This is a genomic window from Pseudomonas sp. Sample_16, from assembly GCF_004307665.1.
GTDB lineage: Bacteria > Pseudomonadota > Gammaproteobacteria > Pseudomonadales > Pseudomonadaceae > Aquipseudomonas.
The window spans coordinates 1-18,911 of sequence record NZ_RCOB01000207.1; the positions used below are offsets into that span (position 1 = coordinate 1).

General features: G+C 58.3%; 10 protein-coding genes. 5 read left to right on the forward strand and 5 right to left on the reverse strand.

What is annotated here, in order from left to right; genetic code table 11:
• Window positions 1–231: 231 nt before the first annotated feature.
• The 3 genes from D8U69_RS27335 to D8U69_RS27345 form a co-directional block, all read right to left on the reverse strand.
• Complete coding sequence (locus tag D8U69_RS27335; protein WP_130908539.1) at window positions 232–3,900, reverse strand: translocation/assembly module TamB domain-containing protein; 3,669 nt, start codon at window positions 3,898–3,900, stop codon at window positions 232–234.
• Between the two features lie 11 nt (window positions 3,901–3,911).
• Window positions 3,912–5,639, reverse strand: a complete 1,728-nt coding sequence (locus D8U69_RS27340) for an autotransporter assembly complex family protein (RefSeq protein WP_130904291.1) — start codon at window positions 5,637–5,639, stop codon at window positions 3,912–3,914.
• Window positions 5,640–5,703: 64 nt separating this feature from the next.
• Window positions 5,704–6,354 carry a GNAT family N-acetyltransferase gene (locus tag D8U69_RS27345; protein WP_056854641.1) on the reverse strand — a complete coding sequence of 217 codons (651 nt, stop codon included), beginning with the start codon at window positions 6,352–6,354 and terminating at the stop codon, window positions 5,704–5,706.
• Window positions 6,355–6,681: 327 nt separating this feature from the next.
• On the opposite strand from D8U69_RS27345, the gene xthA reads away from it, so the two are divergent.
• Together xthA and D8U69_RS27355 are read left to right on the forward strand one after the other, a co-directional pair.
• Window positions 6,682–7,494 (forward strand): exodeoxyribonuclease III, encoded by an 813-nt coding sequence (gene xthA / locus D8U69_RS27350; RefSeq protein ID WP_130904290.1) that lies wholly within the window; start codon window positions 6,682–6,684, stop codon window positions 7,492–7,494.
• A gap of 107 nt (window positions 7,495–7,601) precedes the next feature.
• Window positions 7,602–8,942: a phosphate ABC transporter substrate-binding/OmpA family protein gene (locus D8U69_RS27355; protein WP_130908533.1), complete on the forward strand. Its 1,341-nt coding sequence runs from the start codon at window positions 7,602–7,604 to the stop codon at window positions 8,940–8,942.
• A gap of 113 nt (window positions 8,943–9,055) precedes the next feature.
• Here the strand turns inward: D8U69_RS27355 and D8U69_RS27360 are convergent, their stop codons facing one another.
• The gene (locus D8U69_RS27360; protein ID WP_130904288.1) at window positions 9,056–10,285 is read right to left on the reverse strand and encodes an acyl-CoA dehydrogenase; all 1,230 of its coding nucleotides are present in this window, start codon (window positions 10,283–10,285) and stop codon (window positions 9,056–9,058) included.
• Window positions 10,286–10,450: 165 nt separating this feature from the next.
• On the opposite strand from D8U69_RS27360, the gene D8U69_RS27365 reads away from it, so the two are divergent.
• The 3 genes from D8U69_RS27365 to D8U69_RS27380 all read left to right on the forward strand — a co-directional run bounded on the left by D8U69_RS27365 (window position 10,451) and on the right by D8U69_RS27380 (window position 13,036).
• Window positions 10,451–11,380 carry a LysR family transcriptional regulator gene (locus D8U69_RS27365; RefSeq protein WP_056854645.1) on the forward strand — a complete coding sequence of 310 codons (930 nt, stop codon included), beginning with the start codon at window positions 10,451–10,453 and terminating at the stop codon, window positions 11,378–11,380.
• A gap of 206 nt (window positions 11,381–11,586) precedes the next feature.
• Complete coding sequence (locus D8U69_RS27370; RefSeq protein ID WP_007980992.1) at window positions 11,587–11,988, forward strand: MerR family DNA-binding transcriptional regulator; 402 nt, start codon at window positions 11,587–11,589, stop codon at window positions 11,986–11,988.
• 148 nt (window positions 11,989–12,136) lie between these two features.
• Window positions 12,137–13,036 carry a hydroxymethylglutaryl-CoA lyase gene (locus D8U69_RS27380; RefSeq protein WP_056854646.1) on the forward strand — a complete coding sequence of 300 codons (900 nt, stop codon included), beginning with the start codon at window positions 12,137–12,139 and terminating at the stop codon, window positions 13,034–13,036.
• 638 nt (window positions 13,037–13,674) lie between these two features.
• On the opposite strand, the gene D8U69_RS27390 is transcribed toward D8U69_RS27380, so the two are convergent.
• Window positions 13,675–18,849, reverse strand: a complete 5,175-nt coding sequence (locus D8U69_RS27390; protein ID WP_130908535.1) for a DUF6543 domain-containing protein — start codon at window positions 18,847–18,849, stop codon at window positions 13,675–13,677.
• Between the last annotated feature and the right edge of the window lie 62 nt (window positions 18,850–18,911).

An 18,911-nucleotide genomic window follows, 5' to 3' on the forward strand; every position in this document is an offset into this window, starting at 1 on the left:
GAGAGGAGGTCGTCGCGAAGCAGACCGGAGGCGATGCCCCCGGATGAATGCCGGAACGAAGGTACCCCGAGCCCTAGCGAGGGGCCGAACGTAAGGGGCGAGCCTTTTGGTTCCTTTTTGGCGTTTGAAAAAGGGACTCGCCGTAAGGGCGAAACCGCCAGCAGCCGTTACCGAAGAAACGGATATGTACTCAACCAACCAAGAACCAGGTCGGCTACTAGGCCGCCTAGTCTAAAAATCCCGCTTATAAAAGATATCCAGCGAACTCGCCACCCCACCCGCCGCTTCCAGATAAACCTTCTTGCTCAGCTTGTAACGCAAGGCAATGGTATTAGCCGGCTCAAACACCCCAACCCCATAGCGCAAACTGAGCTTCTCCGAAAGATTCCCGCTGGCCACAACGCTGGTGGCGTTACCGCTGCCCTGAGTATCGAGCTGGAAATCCTCGATTCCCAGATTCTTCGCCAGACTGCCAGTGACCCCCGAACTGCCCATCAGACCCAGACCAAGCGCCGCCTGGGCAAGCATGTTGTTGTCTTCACCGTTGGTACTCAGCGGACGCCCCAGCACCAGATAGGAAAGCGCCTGCTCCTGGCTCATGGCCGGCTCGGAAAAAATCTGTGTGGTCGGCTGTTCAGCGCTGCCGCTCAAGCGGATGCCGGCGATTACGTCGTCAGTCTGGCGAATCGCTTCGACGTCCAGATACGGCTGGTCGATCGGACCGGCAAACAACAGCCGCGCCCGACGCACCGACAGGCGCTGGCCGTAGGCGCGGTAGCGGCCGTCGTTGAGCCATAGCTCGCCACGGGTGTCCATGTTGTCGCCGATGTGCACGTGCCCCTGAACATTCGCGGTCAGGCCGAACCCGGAAAAACTGAGTTTTTCTTCACCGACCACCACATCAATGTCCATTTTCATCGCCAGCGGCGGTTTGCCCTCTTCCGTCTGTTGACCGACGATCACCGTGTCATCGGAAACCTTGACCGTCGACGGCGGCAATTCGCGAATGGTGATGTCGCCCTTGGGCACCTGCACTTTACCGGCGATGGCCAGTTCGTCCCCCTTCATCGAGATGGTCAGATCCGGCGCCACTTCGACCTTGGCGTAAGGTTCGATGCTGACCGGCAATCGCGAACCCTTGAGCGCCAGATCCACTTCCAGCGCCTGCCCCCAGGCGATGTTGCCGTTCAGACTGCCCTGCCCGGTCTTGCCACTTTTCCAGCCGCCGTCGAGCTGAACGGTTTCACCGGCGATCACCGCCTGCAACCGCAAGGCTTGAATTTCCAGCGGCAACTCGGGGCCGGACACCTCGCCGTCGCTGAGCAACAGGCTGCCATTGACCAGCGGTGTCAGCAGCCCCCCGGAAATCGTGCCGCTGCCATTGAGGCGCCCGGTCAGTTTCTCGACCATCGGCACGAAGGGACGCGCCACCGACAAGTCCAGGCCACTCAAGCGGAACGAACCGGTCAGCGGCTTGTTCTTCGGCAACGGATTGATCTGAGCCTGCACCATCAATTCACCGAGCTTGCCGCCGACGAAATTGAGGTCGGTGTCGATGCGTTTGGGTGTGAGTTTGCTGGTGAGCTTGAGGGTCTGGTAAGGGAAGTCCAGCCATTGGTCTTTCTCGCGCACACGCAGGTTGCCGCCACTGGCATCGATGCTGATCACGCCATTCGGGCCGCTGGCGGGCAGGTCCAGTTGCACGTCAGCGTTAAGCCGCCCTTGCCAGGCAAAGTCTTTGGGCAGCCATTGCGCGAGACTTTCGATTGGAAACTGCTTGAGGTGATAACGCAGCTTCGGTTCAGGCATCAGACGCTGGTCTTCGCCGCACAGGCTGGCCGGGCCGGACGCCCAGCAATGAGCGCCGAAGTTGATTTTGCCGTCCGCCAGGCGCTCCAGTTTCGCCGGACCTTGCAGCTTCCAGTCCTGACCACCGGCCTGGATATCGCCACTGGCCAGGCGTCCGCGCCAGTTGCCTTTGTCCAGCGCACCGTCGAGGCCGAGGGCCAGCTTCAGTTTCGGCCCCTGCAAGTCGAGGCTCAGTTTCTGGTTCCTGATATCGCCCTGACCGCTGGCAACCAGGGTGCCCAGCGACGTATCGCCCGCCTGGATGCCGCTGCCCTTGAGGTCGATTTTCGCCCGCTGGGCGCTGTCTAGGGTTGCATCGAGATTCAGGCTTTGCAGGCGGTTGTCCTCGAAAGCCAGTTGCGAGCCCTGTAATCCGAGCTTGCCCTGCGGCGCCTTGAGCGTGCCGGCGACATCGACCCGGCCATTGAGCTGCCCGCGCAATTGCGGCCACAACTGGGCCAAGCGCAGCAGCTTGATATCGATCTGGCCACTGAGCTTCTGTTGCAGACTGCCTTTGCCATTGATGCTGTTGTCGCCGAGGCGAATCTGCAGGGCGTTGAGGTTCCATTGCTCGCCGGCGCCGTCAGCCTTGGCTTGCAGCACCGCCGGTTGGCCGCGCAATTTGCCTTTCAGATCGAGGTCAGCGCTGAGGCTGAGCTTTTCATCTTTCATCTCGCCTTTGCTGCGCAGCGGCCCGGCCAATGTTCCCGGCAACTCCGCGACCCAGTACGCCGGGTTGATCGCCGACAGGTCCAGCGCAGTGTCCCAAGCGATGCCATCGGCAAATTGCAGGTTCAGGTGCCCTTCGGCCTTGCCCTGCCCGGCGGTGAGTTGCAGTTGCTGCAGATAAATTTTCGTCAGGTCGCCCGCGAACGGACTGGTCAGGCTGAACGCACCGGCCGGACCGTCGAGCGCCGCCTTGAAGTGGCCGAGATACTTGCCATCGGTATAGGAGACTTCACCGTTGAAGCTGCGCAGGGTTACTTGCGGCTCGTCGATCAGCGGGTAGAGGCGGTGCCAGGGGAAATCCAGCCAGTCGATTCTGGCCTCGGCACTCAGGCCTTTGCTCCAGTCCAGTTGCCCTGTGAGCTTGAGGCTTTGCTTGTCGCTGGCCGTCAGGTCCAGTGCAGCGATCTGCGCGCCGTTGGCGTCGACCTTGCCCTGCAGCGCCAGCGCGACCGGGCCCTGTTCGGCGGGCAGCGTCGCGTGGCCAATCAACGCATAGCCGTTTTTCAGGTCACCCGCGCCGGTGAGTTCCAGTTGGTTGAGCTGTAAGGTGTCCGGCAGATCGGCACTCGGTTTGAAGCCATCGGCGGTGATGCGCACCTTGGCCGGCAGGTTTTCCACCAGAGGTTGCAGCTCGCCGGACAGCTGCCCGTTGAGATAGCCGCTGCTGTCGGCTTTCAGGTTCAGGGTTTTCAGCAGGTCGCCATCAATCTTCAACGCCAATGTCCAGGGCGCCGGGGTCGACAGGGTCAACTGGCCTTCGGCGTTGAGCGGCCAGTTTCCACCGGGCTGCAGATGCCCCGAGAGGTTCAGGCTCAGATCGTCACGCTGCACTTTCACCGAGTCGATCTGCATGCCCTTTTCGGTCCAGTGCGCCGCGAGCTGCAACCCCTTGAGTTGCTCACTGCCGTTGAACAGCAGGCTGCCGACTTGGATATCTCCCAGTTCGAGCGCCACCGGCAGTTTCAGATCCGGAAGGCTGATCGGCCCGCTGCCCTGCTCTTGCTCACCCGGCGGGAACTGCAGGCTCACCTGATCAGCCTGCAGTTGATCGATGCACAAGGTCATGCGGGTCAGGCACAGCGGCGACCAGGCGAAGATGACTTTACTCAGTTCAACCCGGCTGGTGTCTTGCTGCCATGACACACGATCGGCGCTCCACTGTCCGCCCAGGCGCCCGTGGAAATTATCCAGGGTCAACCCCGGCACAAAACCGAGCGCCCAGCGGCTGCCCGTCGCCGTACCCAGCACTGTGCCCAGGGTCAAAACCAGCAACATGAGCAGCGCCAGAACGGCCAGCAGCGTGACTTTCAAGCCACGCTTCACATACACACGCTTCACAGCTCAGGCCCCATGGAGAAGTGCAATCGGATACCGCCATCGTCGTCCAGCGCATGGGCCAGGTCGAGGCGAATCGGCCCCACCGGAGACACCCAGCGCACACCGATACCGACCCCGGTCTTGAGGTTTGGCAGTTCGAGTGTATTGAAGGAGTTACCCTGATCGACGAAGGTTGCGACCCGCCATTTTTCAGCGACGGAATATTGGTACTCGGCGCTGGCGGCGACCATGTAACGGCCGCCGATGCGGTCGCCTTCATTGTTTTCCGGGGACAGGCTCTGGTAGTCGTAACCCCGCACACTCTGGTCGCCACCGGCGAAAAAGCGCAGCGACGGCGGTATCGACTTATAGCCATTGGTGGCGCTGCCACCGACTTGCACCCGACCGAGCAAGCGGTGCTTGTCGAAGACGGTGGTCAGGCCTTTGACCAGTGCGGTGCCGTACAGCAAGTTGTTGTCCGAGCCCAGGCCTTCCTTGGCCACTTTGCTTTCGAATTGCAGGCGATAGCCGTTGTGCGGGTCGATGCGGTTGTCGCTTTTGAGGTACGAATAGCTGACGCCCGGCATCAACAGGGTACTGAGGCCGGAGTCGTCACCGAGCCGGTATTCCTCGCGCTGCCACTTGAGCGAAACCACTCGTTGCCAACCACTGGGCAGCTTGCTGTGCCATTCCGGGCCGACGGTCAGCAACTTGCTGAGGCTGTCCTTGTCGGCGATTTCTTCGCTCTGGTAACCACCGGCGAAACGCAGTTTGTCGGTCAGCGGCGGGTCCAGCGGAATGTCGTAGAACAAGCCGACGTTTTGCCGAGGCGCCGAAACTTCTGCTTCCCAACCGTAGCTGTGGCCTTGTGGGTTGACCCAGTGCCGGGTCCAGTTGGCCTTCACTCGCGGACCAACGTCCGTGGAATAACCCAGGCCCAGGCCCATGGTGCGTGGCTTGCGGGTTTCCAGTTTGACGTCCACTGGAATCACTTCATTCCTGGACGCTGTCGGCGCCGCATCGACCCGCACGCCCTCGAAATAGCCGCTCGATTGCAGTGCCTGGTTAAGCTCGGCGATCAGTTCGGAATCGTAGGGCGTTCCGGCCTTGAACGGCACCATGCGTTGCAGCAGATCTTCATCGAACGGCGTGTCGCCTTCAAACTTGACCTTGCCCAGCGAGTAGCGCGGGCCGCTGTCATAGATCAATTCGATATCGGCCACGCCGGCACGCGGGTCGACCGACAGTTTCGAACGGGTGAAATGGCCGCTGAAAAAGCCGTACCGCGAAGCCTGATTCTGGATCAGTCGCTTGGCGTTGTCGTACTGACCATGATTGAGCACGGCGCCGGTTTGCAGCGCATGGTTTTGCGGAACGCGAAAGGATTTCAGCGAGGCCGCCGGGCCGTCGATGCGGATGGTCACATTACGCAAATGCACCGGCTCGCCGGGGTCGATGTTGAGTATCAGGCGCGGTTTGTCGCCGCCCTTCACGTCGCTGTCGATCTGCGGCTGGTAATAACCCAAAGCCTGGGCAGCCTTGCGCGCCTGCTCCTCGGCGCCGCGACTGAAGCGCAGCAAGGCTTCTTCGTCACGATCGCCGAGGCTGCCGATATAGCCCTCTATATTGGCTTTGAGTTCATCGTTGGACGGTTTGATCCGCACATCCAATTCACTTTGCGCCAGCGCCGCGCAGCTGGTGATCAGCATCAGCACGCCACTGGTAATTCTTCCTGGAAACTTCATAGGCGCGGATGCTATCACGAGCTTGGGAGCGTGATAGAGCCTGGAGGTCGCGCAAAGTTCGACCTTACGCGGTTGCGCTCTGCACCACCTGTGGGTTGGCGTGAAAAAACACATGTTCGCGAATCGGCCCAACGGCCACCTCGCCAATTTCCTCATAACCCTGACGCTTGTAGAACTCCAGATAACGCGGGTTGCCGGTGTCGAGGATCACACCCTGGGAGTTTTCATCCACCGCGCACCAGTTGTGCACCGCTTGCAGCAATTGCTCACCGAAGTGTTTGCCCTGGAATTGCGGATGAATCCCCAGCAACGGCAAGACGTGAACCGAATCGGACGGCGAACACGCTGCCACGGCATCGTGATATTCGAGGTAGCGCCGGGTGCAACGGAATCCGGTGCTGAGCACCATGCGCAAGCGCCAGGCCCAACTCTCGGTGATGCCCAGCCGTCGCTGGGGCGGTGCGATCAGGGCGATACCGATCAAGCGGTCATTGACCAGCAGGCCGATGGCCGGCAAATCCTGCAGAAAGTGTTGCTTGACCAGTTCGCGCACGGTCGCACGAACCCGCTGTTCATAACCGGGGCGCTCGGCCTCGAACAGGTAGCCAAAGGTCGGCTCGTGCCGGTAAGCCTGATACAACAGGGATCGCGCTTCGCGGGAATAGCCGCTGTCGAGCATGTGGATATCGGCGATGGCGGTGGCGGTTTCGGGCATGACGGTTGTTCTCCCCGGCACAGCTCGGATGGCTGCGCTCTTATAGGTACGAGCCTTTGGGCGACGACACAGTTCCCCCACAGGTATAGACCAGACTCGTTCATTGTGGGAACTGTACCGGCCCCATCGCGGGCGAGCCCGCTCCCACAGTGGGTTTTGTCGCCCACAAAATTTGCGTCAGCCACGAAACCTGTGGGAGCGGGCTTGCCCGCGATGAGGCCAGACCTACTGACACAGATCTGTCAGAACACGGTAAATCCCCTTCCCTGCCTCTGGCCCGATTCCTACAGGTCAGCTAGCATCGCCCTTTTGCCAGGACTGCCGACCATGAAGATTGTCTCCTTCAACATCAACGGGCTGCGCGCCCGTCCCCATCAGCTGGCGGCGCTGATCGAAAAGCATCAGCCGGATGTGATCGGGCTGCAGGAAACCAAGGTCCACGACGACCAGTTCCCGCTTGAAGAAGTCAAAGCCCTGGGCTATCACGTGTATTTCCACGGCCAAAAGGGTCATTACGGTGTCGCCCTGCTCTCGCGCCAGGAGCCGCTGGCCCTGCATAAAGGTTTCGCCACCGACGAAGAAGACGCGCAACGGCGTTTTATCTGGGGCACCTTCGCCGATGCCAATGGCGTGCCGGTGACGATCATGAACGGCTATTTCCCGCAGGGAGAAAGCCGCGACCACCCGACCAAGTTTCCGGCCAAGCAACGTTTCTACAGCGATTTGCAGCTACTGCTGGAAAACCAGTTCAAGAATGAGCAGCCGCTGGTGGTCATGGGGGACGTGAACATTTCTCCGGAAGACTGCGACATCGGCATTGGCCCGGACAACATGAAGCGTTGGCTGAAAACCGGAAAATGCAGCTTTCTGCCAGAAGAGCGTGAGTGGATGGCCCGCCTGAAAAACTGGGGCCTGACCGATAGCTTCCGTCACCTGAACCCGGATGTGGCGGATGTCTTCAGCTGGTTCGACTACCGCAGCCGCGGTTTTGAAGACGAACCCAAGCGTGGCCTGCGTATCGACGTGATCCTCGCGTCCCATGGCCTGTTGCCACGGGTCAAGGCCGCGGGCGTCGACTACGAACTGCGCGGCATGGAAAAACCTTCGGACCATGCGCCGATCTGGCTTGAGCTGAGCTGATCCCTGAAATCCAGGCAAAGCCCGCTCCCACACTGGAAAGCGTCATATTTCAGAAACCTTTCTGACTTAATCTCCCGGCACCTCCTTCGGCTATATAAGGTGCCGGCATGACGCTGCGCGTATTGTTCCTGTTGATGCTGTGCATCGGCTTGCCGCACACGGCCATGGCCGGCGCGTTGCCGGTCCCCGACCATGGCCCGGTGTTGCGCATCCAGGGTTCCAACACCATTGGTGCGGCATTGGGGCCGGCGTTGGTCGAAGGGCTGCTGCGCGAACAGGGCTTGCTCAAGATTCACCGCGAAACGCCGGACAATGCCAATGAATTGCGCATCGTCGGTGAAACCATTCAAGGGCACCGGGTCGAAGTCGAACTGGCGGCCCATGGTTCCAGCACCGGTTTTGCTGCACTGAAAAACGGCAGCGCCGACCTTGCGGCCTCTTCGCGGCCGATCAAGGACAGTGAATGGCTGAGCCTCGAATCTTTCGGCGACCTGAAAAGTCCCGGCGCCGAGCAAGTCATCGCCATCGATGGCCTGGCGATTATCCTTCATCCGCAAAACCCGTTGAATCAACTGGACACCGGGCAACTGGCGCGGATTTTCAGTGGCGAAGTGAAAACCTGGGAAGAACTCGGCGGCAGCGGCGGGACGATTCATCTATATGCCCGCGATGATCAGTCGGGCACCTACGACACCTTCAAGGAATTGCTCCTGAGCAGTCGTGGGAAAAAACTCAGCAGTACGGCGAAACGCTTTGAATCCAGTGAACAGCTGTCCGATGCGGTCAGTGCGGACCCACAAGGTATCGGTTTCATTGGCCTGCCCTCCGTGCGATCAGCCAAAGCGGTGGCGATTGTCGATGGTCAATCCCAGGCCATGCTGCCGCTCAATAACCTGATCGCCACGGAAGACTATCCGTTGTCGCGCCGCTTGTTCTTTTACTTGCCACCCACTGGAGAAAATCCTTGGGCGCAAGCGCTGGTGACGTTCGCTCAAAGCAGCAAAGGCCAGGCGATTGTCGCTGCCAACGGTTTTATCGCCCAGACCGTCCAAGCCATGGCCGTCTCGCCGAATGCCTTGATGCCCGAGGGTTATCAGGCACTCAGCCGCCACGCCCAACGGCTGTCGGTGAATTTCCGCTTCGACGAAGGCAGCGCCAATCTCGACAGCAAGGCCAGGCAGGACTTGTCCCGGGTACTCGACTATATAGAGCAGCACGACAAAACTGATCGCCAGGTAACACTCGTAGGGTTTGGCGATGCCAAGGACGATCCGGCGCGTGCCGACCTGTTGTCGAAACTGCGCGCCATGGCGGTACGCCGGGAGCTGGTGAAGAGTGGCGTGGTACTGCGCGAGGTTCGCGGCTTTGGCGCCGAGATGCCGGTGGCGGCCAATAATGCCGATGAAGGGCGAATCAAGAATCGACGGGTTGAGGTTTGGGTGTATTGAATCCGATGGTGATGTGCTGAATGGGCTGACGCCATCGCCAGCAGGCTGGCTCCCACAGGGATCACACTGAACCTGTGGGAGCCAGCCTGCTGGCGATTGAGGGCGCCGCGGTCTTACTGCCCGCTACGCAGCATCTCTTTCGGCACGTACTTGCCGATTTCGAACTTGCCGATTGCTGCACGGTGCACTTCGTCCGGGCCGTCGGCCAGGCGCAGGGTGCGTTGCATGGCGTACATGTAAGCCAACGGGAAATCGTTGGAAACCCCTGCCCCGCCATGCATCTGGATCGCCCGGTCGATGACCCGCAAAGCCACGTTCGGCGCCACGACCTTGATCTGCGCGATCTCGCTTTTCGCCACTTTGTTGCCGACGGTGTCCATCATGTACGCCGCTTTCAAGGTCAGCAGACGCGCCATGTCGATTTCCATCCGCGAGTCGGCGATCTTGTCGATATTGCCGCCCAGGCGGGCCAGCGGCTTGCCGAACGCGGTGCGGTTCACCGAACGTTTGCACATCAGTTCCAGCGCACGTTCAGCCATGCCGATCGAACGCATGCAGTGGTGAATTCGGCCCGGGCCAAGGCGACCTTGAGCGATTTCGAAGCCGCGTCCTTCGCCCAACAAGACGTTTTCGTACGGCACCCGCACGTTTTCGAAATGCACCTCGGCGTGACCGTGAGGCGCATCGTCGTAACCGAACACCGGCAGCGGGCGCACGATCTTCACACCGGGGGTATCGATCGGCACCAGAATCATCGAGTGCTGGGCATGGCGCGGCGCATCGGGGTTGCTCAGGCCCATGAAGATCAGGATCTTGCAGCGCGGATCGCAGGCACCCGACGTCCACCATTTCTTGCCATTGATCACCCATTGGTCACCATCGCGCACGGCACGGGCTGCCATGTTGGTGGCATCGGAGGACGCGACGTCCGGTTCGGTCATGGCGAACGCCGAGCGGATCTCGCCTCGCAACAACGGTTCAAGCCAACGCTGCTTTTGCTCTTCGCTGGCATAACGCACCAGCACTTCCATGTTGCCGGTGTCCGGCGCCGAACAGTTGAACGGCTCCGGCCCCAGCAGCGAGCGGCCCATGATCTCCGCCAATGGCGCGTATTCGAGGTTGGTCAGGCCGGCACCGAGCTCGGACTCAGGCAGAAACAGATTCCACAGGCCTTCAGCCTTGGCCTTGAGTTTGAGTTCTTCCATGATCGCCGTCGGCTGCCAGCGATCGCCTTCGGCGACCTGGCGCTCGAACACGGCTTCGGCGGGATAGACGTAGGTGTCCATGAACGCTGTTACGCGCTCACGCAGTTCCTGAACCTTGGGCGAATAAGCGAAATCCATGAGCGAGATACCTTCTTGGGGGAGGTTGTTTTAAGTCATGTATCGATGCTAGAACAGCGTTGATAATTTACCTAGCCTATTCTCGGCGTGTATAAACATTCATCACCGATATATGATCGGCTGATCTTCACGGTCAGTCCGCCAACACAATAAGAGAGCCGCGTAATGAATCTGAGCAAGGTCGACCTCAACCTTTTCATCGTCTTCGACGCGATCTACACCGAAGCCAACCTGACCCGTGCCGGGCAGATCGTCGGCATTACCCAACCGGCGGTGTCGAACGCACTGGCGCGGTTGCGCGAGACCTTCAATGACCCGCTGTTCGTGCGCACCGCCCAGGGCATGGTGCCCACGCCGATGGCGCAGAACATCATCGGGCCGGTGCGCAACGCCCTGTCGCTGCTGCGCATCTCCGTACAGGAAAGCCGCATTTTCAACCCGCAACAGGCGAACAAGACCTACCGCATCAGCATGACCGACCTCACCGAAGCGGTGATCCTGCCACCGCTGTTCCAGCGCCTGCGTCGCCTGGCACCAACGGTGATCATCGAAAGCTTCCTGTCCAAACGCCGGGAAACCACCAAGGAACTGGCGGCCGGTCGTCTTGATTTCGCGGTGGACGCTCCACTGAACACCGACCCCCAGGTACGCCACGTCAAGTTGATGGAAGATCACTACGTCTGCGCCATGCGCAAGGGCCACCCACTGGCTGGCAAGGAAAAACTGACGCTCGATGAGTATCTGGGCCTGACCCATATCCATATCTCCAGCCGTCGCAGCGGCCTGGGCTATGTCGACCTGGCCCTCGGCAAAATGGGCATCCAGCGCAAAATCGCCCTGCGCTCGCAACATTACCTGATGGCATCACAGGTGATGCAGCAGACCGACATGGTCATGACGGTGCCGGAACGCTTCGCCCGACGTAACGATCTGCAGGCCTTCAACTTGCCGGTCAACGGTGTACCGCCAGTGGAAACCCACCTCTATTGGCACGAAAGCACCGACCAGGACCCGGCCAACCGCTGGATGCGCGAGCAGATGATCGAGTTGTGCCAGCAGGTGACGGCGCAGGAGAAAAAGCTTGAAAAAGTGTAGGGCTTGATACCTAGGTGCCTCATCGCGAGCAGGCTCGCTCCTACATTCGATTTTCATTGAACACAATTCTCGTGCTCAACACAGATCCCCCTGTAGGAGCGAGCCTGCTCGCGATGGGGCCAGCAAGGACAGTGAAAAAACCTGCCCCTTGACGTAAACGTCAACCTGCCATTAGCTTAGCGCCATGACCTTTTGCGAGCGCCTCCATGAGCAGCCAGACCTACAGCATTTCCGATCTCGCCCGTGAGCTCGATATCACCACCCGCGCCATTCGCTTTTATGAAGAGCAAGGCCTGCTCAGTCCCGAGCGCCGTGGCCAGGAACGCATTTATTCGCCCCGTGACAAGGTCAGCCTGAAACTGATCCTGCGGGGCAAGCGTATCGGTTTCTCGCTGGCCGAATGCCGCGAACTGATCGAGCTCTACGACCCGTCCAGCGGTAACACCAAGCAATTGCACAGCATGCTGGCGAAAATCAGCGAGCGTCGGGAACAGCTGGAGCAGCAGTTACTGGACATCGAACAGATGAAGCTGGAGCTTGATACCGCCGAAGAACGCTGCGTGCAGGCGTTGGAGCAAACCCTCAAAAGCCAGGAATCGATTCAATAACCCGCCACAATTCCCTGTGGGAGCGGGCTTGCCCGCGATAAGGGCATGACATTAAACATTGATGCTGACTGATCCTCCGTCATCGCGGGCAAGCCCGCTCCCACAGGATCGTTGTAGCCTCAAAACAAATACAACAGGTCGAATCCCCATGTCCCTTCCCTCCAACGTACGCCTGGTCGAAGTCGGCCCCCGCGACGGTCTGCAAAACGAAGCCCAACCCATCAGCGTCGCCGACAAGGTGCAACTGGTCGACGCCCTCACGGCTGCAGGCCTGGGCTATATAGAAGTCGGCAGTTTCGTTTCACCCAAGTGGGTGCCACAGATGGCCGGTTCCGCTGAGGTTTTCGCCCGGATCCAGCGCAAGCCGGGCGTTACCTACGGCGCCCTCGCGCCCAACCTGCGCGGTTTTGAAGACGCCATGGCCAGCGGAGTGAAGGAAGTCGCGGTGTTCGCGGCAGCCTCCGAAGCGTTTTCCCAACGCAACATCAATTGCTCGATCAGCGAAAGCCTGGAGCGTTTCGTGCCGATCATGGAGGCGGCCAGGCAACACGGCGTGACCGTGCGCGGATACGTGTCCTGCGTGCTGGGCTGCCCCTATGAAGGCCACGTGGCGCCGGAGCAGGTCGCTTTGGTAGCCCGCGAGCTCTACGCCATGGGCTGCTATGAAGTATCGCTGGGCGACACCATCGGCACCGGCACCGCTGGCGCGACTCGCCGAATGTTCGAAGTGGTGTCGGCCGATGTGCCAAGGGACAGACTGGCCGGGCATTTCCACGACACTTACGGCCAGGCCATGGCCAACATATACGCCAGCCTGCTGGAAGGCATCTCGGTGTTCGACAGCTCCATCGCCGGTCTCGGTGGCTGCCCTTATGCCAAGGGCGCCAGCGGTAACGTCGCTACCGAGGATGTGGTGTACCTGCTCAATGGCTTGGGTATCGAAACCGGAATTGACCTGGACGCGTTGATCCTGGCCGGCCAGCAGATTTGCTCTGTGCTTGGGCGCCCTACAGGTTCGCGAGTGGCCAAAGCTCGCAGCGCACAATGAGTGGGGGGAATGTGTCCGGGTGTTACCGCAACAGCTGAAGCGTGGGCACATTCGAGTAACACGGAAACAAAATGTAGGGATCAGCCTGAAGCGAAAAACCTTACATAAAACTCAAACTATTGATTTTAAAGGGTTTTTAAAAGTTGGCACGGCTCCTGCTATCTCTATCGCACAACAAGAATAAAAAAATTGCGGCAACCCTAATAAAAACAAGACGTAACGACTCTGACATAACAAAAACAACACGGCAGAGACGCAGCTAACAGATTTTTTTGGAGAAGATGTGCTTTTCAGGGTGCTTTTCGGAGTAACCCGCAACCGGGCAGAGAAAAATAAAACTACCTTCAGGTAGCTCCCGAACTGGTTGGATCGCTTGGCGAGAAAGTAGATCAGCGCTCAAAAAAATACGTTTGCTCTTGATCCCGGATGGGGATCGCCAAAAACAGCGGTAAAGGGCAACGGTTGCCAAAAACAAAAACAGACCGCCCCTCAATAATAAAAAAAGAGCACGCGCAACGAAATTAAAGGGGAGCTTCGGCTCCCCTTTGTGCTTTTCAGCACAATGCAACCTTGTCTGAAGCACCGGCAAAACACGCCCGGGCTCACTTTGAACAATCCATCACTTGAATCTTTATTGCCTAGTCGCGATTCCTGACCCCTTTGGCGCGCGTTAATGCGTCGCGTGTCAACTGGCGCAGCAGTTCGTCGCGTTGATAACCCAGCTTGTTGAGAAGTTCGCTGGAGCGCGTTTGCGAGATGGGCTCAGTGCTCAATATCTCGGCTTGGGTAACACCAAGATCACTCAGTTCCAGGGCCAGCGTCTCCAGACGGCTCTTGAGTTGCGCGTTGCTTTCAGGCGCCTGATGCTGTGCGTTTATCCAATCGTCATGAGCCGACAGCAAATCATCAAGCGATTCGTACTGTTGGTCATAACGTTCACTGTAAGCCTGTAATTGAGTGCTGTACTGTTCCTTCAAACAGTTTTCCCAGTAGGGTTCAAGCAACATCTTGTTGACCAGGCCGTCACCCTCCCCCATGGCCAGCACCGTCTCTTGGGCAGCAGCAATCTGGGCTTGGGTGACCAACGCCTGTCGGCGGTATGTCATGTGCTCGGATAACCAGGGCAAATCCAGAGCGTCTGCGAGCCGGGTGTGATAGGCGAGATAGATTTCTACCTCAAGCAAACCTCGTCTTTCAGGCACGCCATCGACCATCTGCCCTCTGAAGTGCTGCCCCAACCCGCCTTCTGCAACCGGCTTGATGCGGTGGGCAATATCGCCCCTGATGACTTCGTCGAGATGTTTACGACGCGCTGCGCCTTTGGCCAACACCGCCTGCTTGAGCTCCCGTTGCTCGGGCAGGAAGTATCGATTGTGCTCCGACGCCAGCACCTCGATCCCCATATCATTGAAGATTCCCGCGCCCCCATCCGCACACAGCCCTGGAAAGCTCGCGTTCTTGAACAATCGATCGCGTAACACATCATCATAGGAAACGGCTTCGAGCATGCGCCAGACGCGACGAGTAAGGTCGTCCCGATTGTCCTCATAAGCCTCTTGGTCTTCGATCGTCTCGAAATGCTCGGATTCCTCCAGCTGCTTGATCACCTCGAAAAAACCTTGGGAGCCATGCTCACGTTCAACGCTATCCCAGAGTTCCTGGAGTTCTGGCTGTTCGGCGACGTCGACCTCCTCCAGCCAGAAACTGCTGTCCCCCTTGGGCTCGTAAGTGCGTTCAGGGTCCAGCCCGACTGATTCCCTGTAGTCTGCAAAACGCGCCTGATCATCGAACTCGAGCTTTTTACGATCGAGCCTGGTGCGAGCAATGGTTTCTGCTTTGGCGGAGCCCGGTGCAACTTCGGGTATGTGTTTGATCGCGGTGTTGTTCAATTCCAACCGGAATGACTGATCACGGGGACTGGCAAAGAGACCGACCGGCCAGTCTTGTACACCGGTGCCACTGAGGTCGAGTTCTCGCAGATCCGGCATCTGGCTGATGTCCGGCACAGCCGTCAACTGCGGGTTGCCGTTGAGGCGCAACTCCCGTAATCGCCGCAATTCCCTGAGCTGAGCCACGTCTTGCGCAGACAGTGCAATTTGGTTTGAGGAAAGATCCAGATGTTGCAGGTTACGCAGTTTTGCGACGGCATCGGGCACCCTTTCGAGTTCATTGCCCGCCAAACCGAGCGCCTCGAGTTTGGGAAACAACTCCAGAAAAGCGTTGTGAGCCTGATTGAAATTGCGACCCGACAGATTCAGGCTGGTCACCTTACGGAAGTTAGCCGTCAACTGCGGAAACTCCAGCAACAGTAAATCCATCTCAACATTCGGCACCTGCAGCCTGACACCGAATCGCCGATCACCGGTTTCGTCCCTGAACACTCTGGACGGCGACTCCCAGGCCTTGAGCAGTTCGGTGCAAAACCGGCGACGCGTTTCAGGCCAGAAACCGCTGTCCCGGAATGATCTTTCCCACCCGTTCAATTGGCTTGCCAACTGCAGCTTCTCCTGTTCGAGCATTTCCAGGGTGATTGACGTATCGGTGCTCAAGGCCTGCACGACCGCGTTCAATTCCTCAGGGCTATGACCCGGATACAGCGCCCGCAGTCGTTGCTCCCTGACCCGGTCCTGATGCCATTTACTGATTTTGCTGTAGACCGGTCCCTTGAGTAAGCTGGCGTCCTCCAGGTCTGGCGTGATGCGCACAGGGGGTTCAGCCAGAGCGATTCGACGCTCAGTGGGTGGCAGCAACTTTTCCATCAGCCATTGTTTGAGCCGCGGCCCCTGGCCCGGACGCAAGCCCAACTGAGCCCTTTCTTGTGCCGGCAGCGCATATAAAATCGCCTCAAAAAAATCAGTGGCGTCCCGCAGCTTGCGACCTTGCGCATCACAGACTTCGTAAAGGCCGTTCTCGTCGCGCACCAAATGCTTGAGTGTGGAAGCCTTTTCAGCCCCCACGCTGTTGCGCAAAGGTCCATCCCAGGTGCCGGAGTGAATTTCGATTCGCAAATCAGCCAATGCATCGCTGTAGACGGCGAGCGCCCTGAGGTTCAGCTTTTCGGTTTCTGGCGTGAACAACGCATCCTGATAAAAGCCTTCGTAAGCACGGACGGCACGGGCTTCAAATTCGAGTTCGCGAGCGAGGTTCTTCAGCCGCAACGGCATCCGGCCTTCGTTGGTCATCACCGCTTGCTCGGTCGCGTCGGCACGCGCCAGCACTTGCTCGACGACGCTGCGCGGAAGGTTCGGAAACTCACGTTGCACAAGCCGGGAATTCGTATTGCCAGGTCGCTCGCGAAAACGATAGATATTATTGAACACACTGCCTCGCCTCCCCTCAACGTGATCAGCCAGTTGATTGCGCAGTTGTTGCACCTGTTGGTCCCGGGAGAACTCCCCTCCCAGCAGCGCCCTCAGTTCGCCCTCTTGGAGAAAATTCACCACGCGTTCCGGCAACTGTCCATTCATGACATCGGCCAGGCTGATCCTGAGGGTATTGTCCGCATTGGCATCGGCTTTTCCGTATTTGTGCGAGGGTCCGTTCAGGTCGGATTGTTGAAAGACCTCCAACGCTCTGTCACTCGGCCATCCGTCAAAATCGGTCACCAACTGTGCAAACCAGTTAGACGAAGGATCCATGGGTTGCCCCGCGCGAATCCGAGCTTTGGTCAGATCGATGTCTTCCAGCACCTTGTAGCGTTTGATGGTGTCTTCCAGCAGAGGCGGCGCGGGCTCATTCCGGGTGTAGATCCTGCGCAATTCTCCTTCATCGGTGCCGCTGATGGCACGAATGTCCGCTAGCTCGCTGTCGCTGAATGGCGCAACCGTTGGCCCGAGTCGCCGCATCAGGGTTTGCTCATCCCAGGACCTGGGCTTTTCGCCCTCGATGACCAGTGCACCGTTTGCGTTATGCCTGACGACCGGTTGATAAGCCTCGGCTCGATCAGGGTGCTGCAATCGGTAGTGTCCTGTCTGGGGCTCATCCTTGAGTTCAAAATGCTTGCCATCGAGGGGCAGGATTTTCTTGTTTTGGTGACGATGCATCCCCAATTCGTCCGGTGTGGAATTTTCCGGCAGCGCCAGGTTGCGCTGGGTATAGGGATCCAGATCTGGATACCACAACTTTTTACCTTTCGGCGACTCGACAACAATGGCCTGTTCGATGACAGGCGAAAGCTTGGGGAGGATCAATTTCCCGATCTCTGCTCCCGCGGCAAACATCCCCAGTTGAACGACACTTTCCACCACCCCGACCAAATGTTCGGCGGCCTCGGTGCCCAGTCCCAGCGCCAGGTCCATGACGCCTTCGATGATGTCGCTGGTCAGTTGATAGGCGGTATACGCCATCATCAACTCGCCTAGAAACGGTACAAACGGCGTTACCACCAGCAGCGCCACATTGAGCGCCTGGGAAGCTAACTTTTCCAGGTTGTCCCACCAGTCCCAGCGCGCCATCCGGTCAGCGTAGGCCGTGGATATCGCAATTTCGCGGGCGTCGTTGAGAACCCGGTTGATCGACATCCGATAGAGGTATGGCCAGACATTGCCATCAAAGCGATTTTCGGTGTCGGCCTCGAACGGGTGAAATTTATATTCCAGATTAGGCTGAGCGATGTCCTCTTCGCGCCAGGCAGGCTGCCCCTCACCCGGTTGCACTTCATGCCATTTAATCCCGCGCAGGCGATAATTGAGCAGTGCGAGAAAATGCCCTCGCTGCTTGTGCGGAACAAATTGAGTGAAGAAATGTTGATAACTTTCAGCCCGGGCAGGTTGCTGTATGGCGGAGGTCACGCTGAGCGCAGTGCCTTGCCGTCCAGGTGCAGGTTTGTCGCGAAACTGGCGAATCAACTCGCCGGTAAAGTCTGCTCCCGATGCATACATTTTCAGCGGATGTTCGGGATCATGGGGAACGTAGGCAATGACAGGATCAAGATGGTTTGAGGAACGCTCTGTGGCGCTAATGACGACAATCTGGCTCAGCACTACGCCGAGCATTTCCAAGTTGTAAGTGCTTATTCTCTTGCCAGCCCAATACACATTGCGCTGTTCGTTGATGATGCCCATGACCACCGCGTGGGCACTCTCATCAATGTCCCGTTTCATCAACGCGAGGTGCGCCGCAGTGCTCATTGCGGCTTTTTGACTTTTGATGATTTTCCGTTGAAGTATTCGCTCACCCAAGCCATCCAGAGGAAGTAACAAACTTCTGAGATATCGACTGTGCCTGGCGCCAATATCCAGATTTCGGCAAAGTTCCACAAACTGCGCAATCCCCATCGCCCCAAGCGTCGCGCCCTTTACATCAAAATGACCACGGGCGTCGGGAGCAGTGATGAACATCGAATCAGAGTGAAAAACTTCGGAACTTGCGAAGTTATGCAGTGCCGCATCCAACAAGGAAACTGTACGAATCTTGAAGCCGTGGACGATGTGTCCTTTGCGCCAATAAAGACGTACAAACGTCTGTTCGACGTCTTCTTCAATACCGTATCTGGATTTCAACCTGGCTTGGAGTAATCGTTTACCGAATGCATAGACATTCTCTTGGCTGGTGACGATTTCATCGATAGCGTTTTGTGAATCCCAGCTTTCTTTCAGAGCGCTGGCCACTGCCTGATGCTGGTCCGTTGATGCAGACTTGTACCATTGCGGAATCTCCAATCGGGCGTGTTTCAGAGCGCCGATTCTGTGCAGAGGGCTGCGTACCAACCACTCCGGCAGACTGTTTTCTATAAAGTCTATATGAATGCTCTTGTCGCCAATTACTTCGGGCTTTTCTTGCCAATTGCCCACGTCAGCCAATGTTTGTGTCATCGTATTTCCGCCTTGAATAAAATACCCAGGCAGAAAAACTACGCGCCTTCACGGCGCTAAAA

Bases quoted from the DNA above. Each gene is read 5' to 3' on its own strand.
- xthA (WP_130904290.1), top strand. From the start codon at position 6,682: ATGAAGATTGTCTCCTTCAACATCAACGGGCTGCGCGCCCGTCCCCAT.
- D8U69_RS27390 (WP_130908535.1), bottom strand. From the start codon at position 18,849: ATGACACAAACATTGGCTGACGTGGGCAATTGGCAAGAAAAGCCCGAA.
- D8U69_RS27355 (WP_130908533.1), top strand. From the start codon at position 7,602: ATGACGCTGCGCGTATTGTTCCTGTTGATGCTGTGCATCGGCTTGCCG.
- D8U69_RS27370 (WP_007980992.1), top strand. From the start codon at position 11,587: ATGAGCAGCCAGACCTACAGCATTTCCGATCTCGCCCGTGAGCTCGAT.
- D8U69_RS27360 (WP_130904288.1), bottom strand. From the start codon at position 10,285: ATGGATTTCGCTTATTCGCCCAAGGTTCAGGAACTGCGTGAGCGCGTA.
- D8U69_RS27340 (WP_130904291.1), bottom strand. From the start codon at position 5,639: ATGAAGTTTCCAGGAAGAATTACCAGTGGCGTGCTGATGCTGATCACC.
- D8U69_RS27345 (WP_056854641.1), bottom strand. From the start codon at position 6,354: ATGCCCGAAACCGCCACCGCCATCGCCGATATCCACATGCTCGACAGC.
- D8U69_RS27365 (WP_056854645.1), top strand. From the start codon at position 10,451: ATGAATCTGAGCAAGGTCGACCTCAACCTTTTCATCGTCTTCGACGCG.
- D8U69_RS27380 (WP_056854646.1), top strand. From the start codon at position 12,137: ATGTCCCTTCCCTCCAACGTACGCCTGGTCGAAGTCGGCCCCCGCGAC.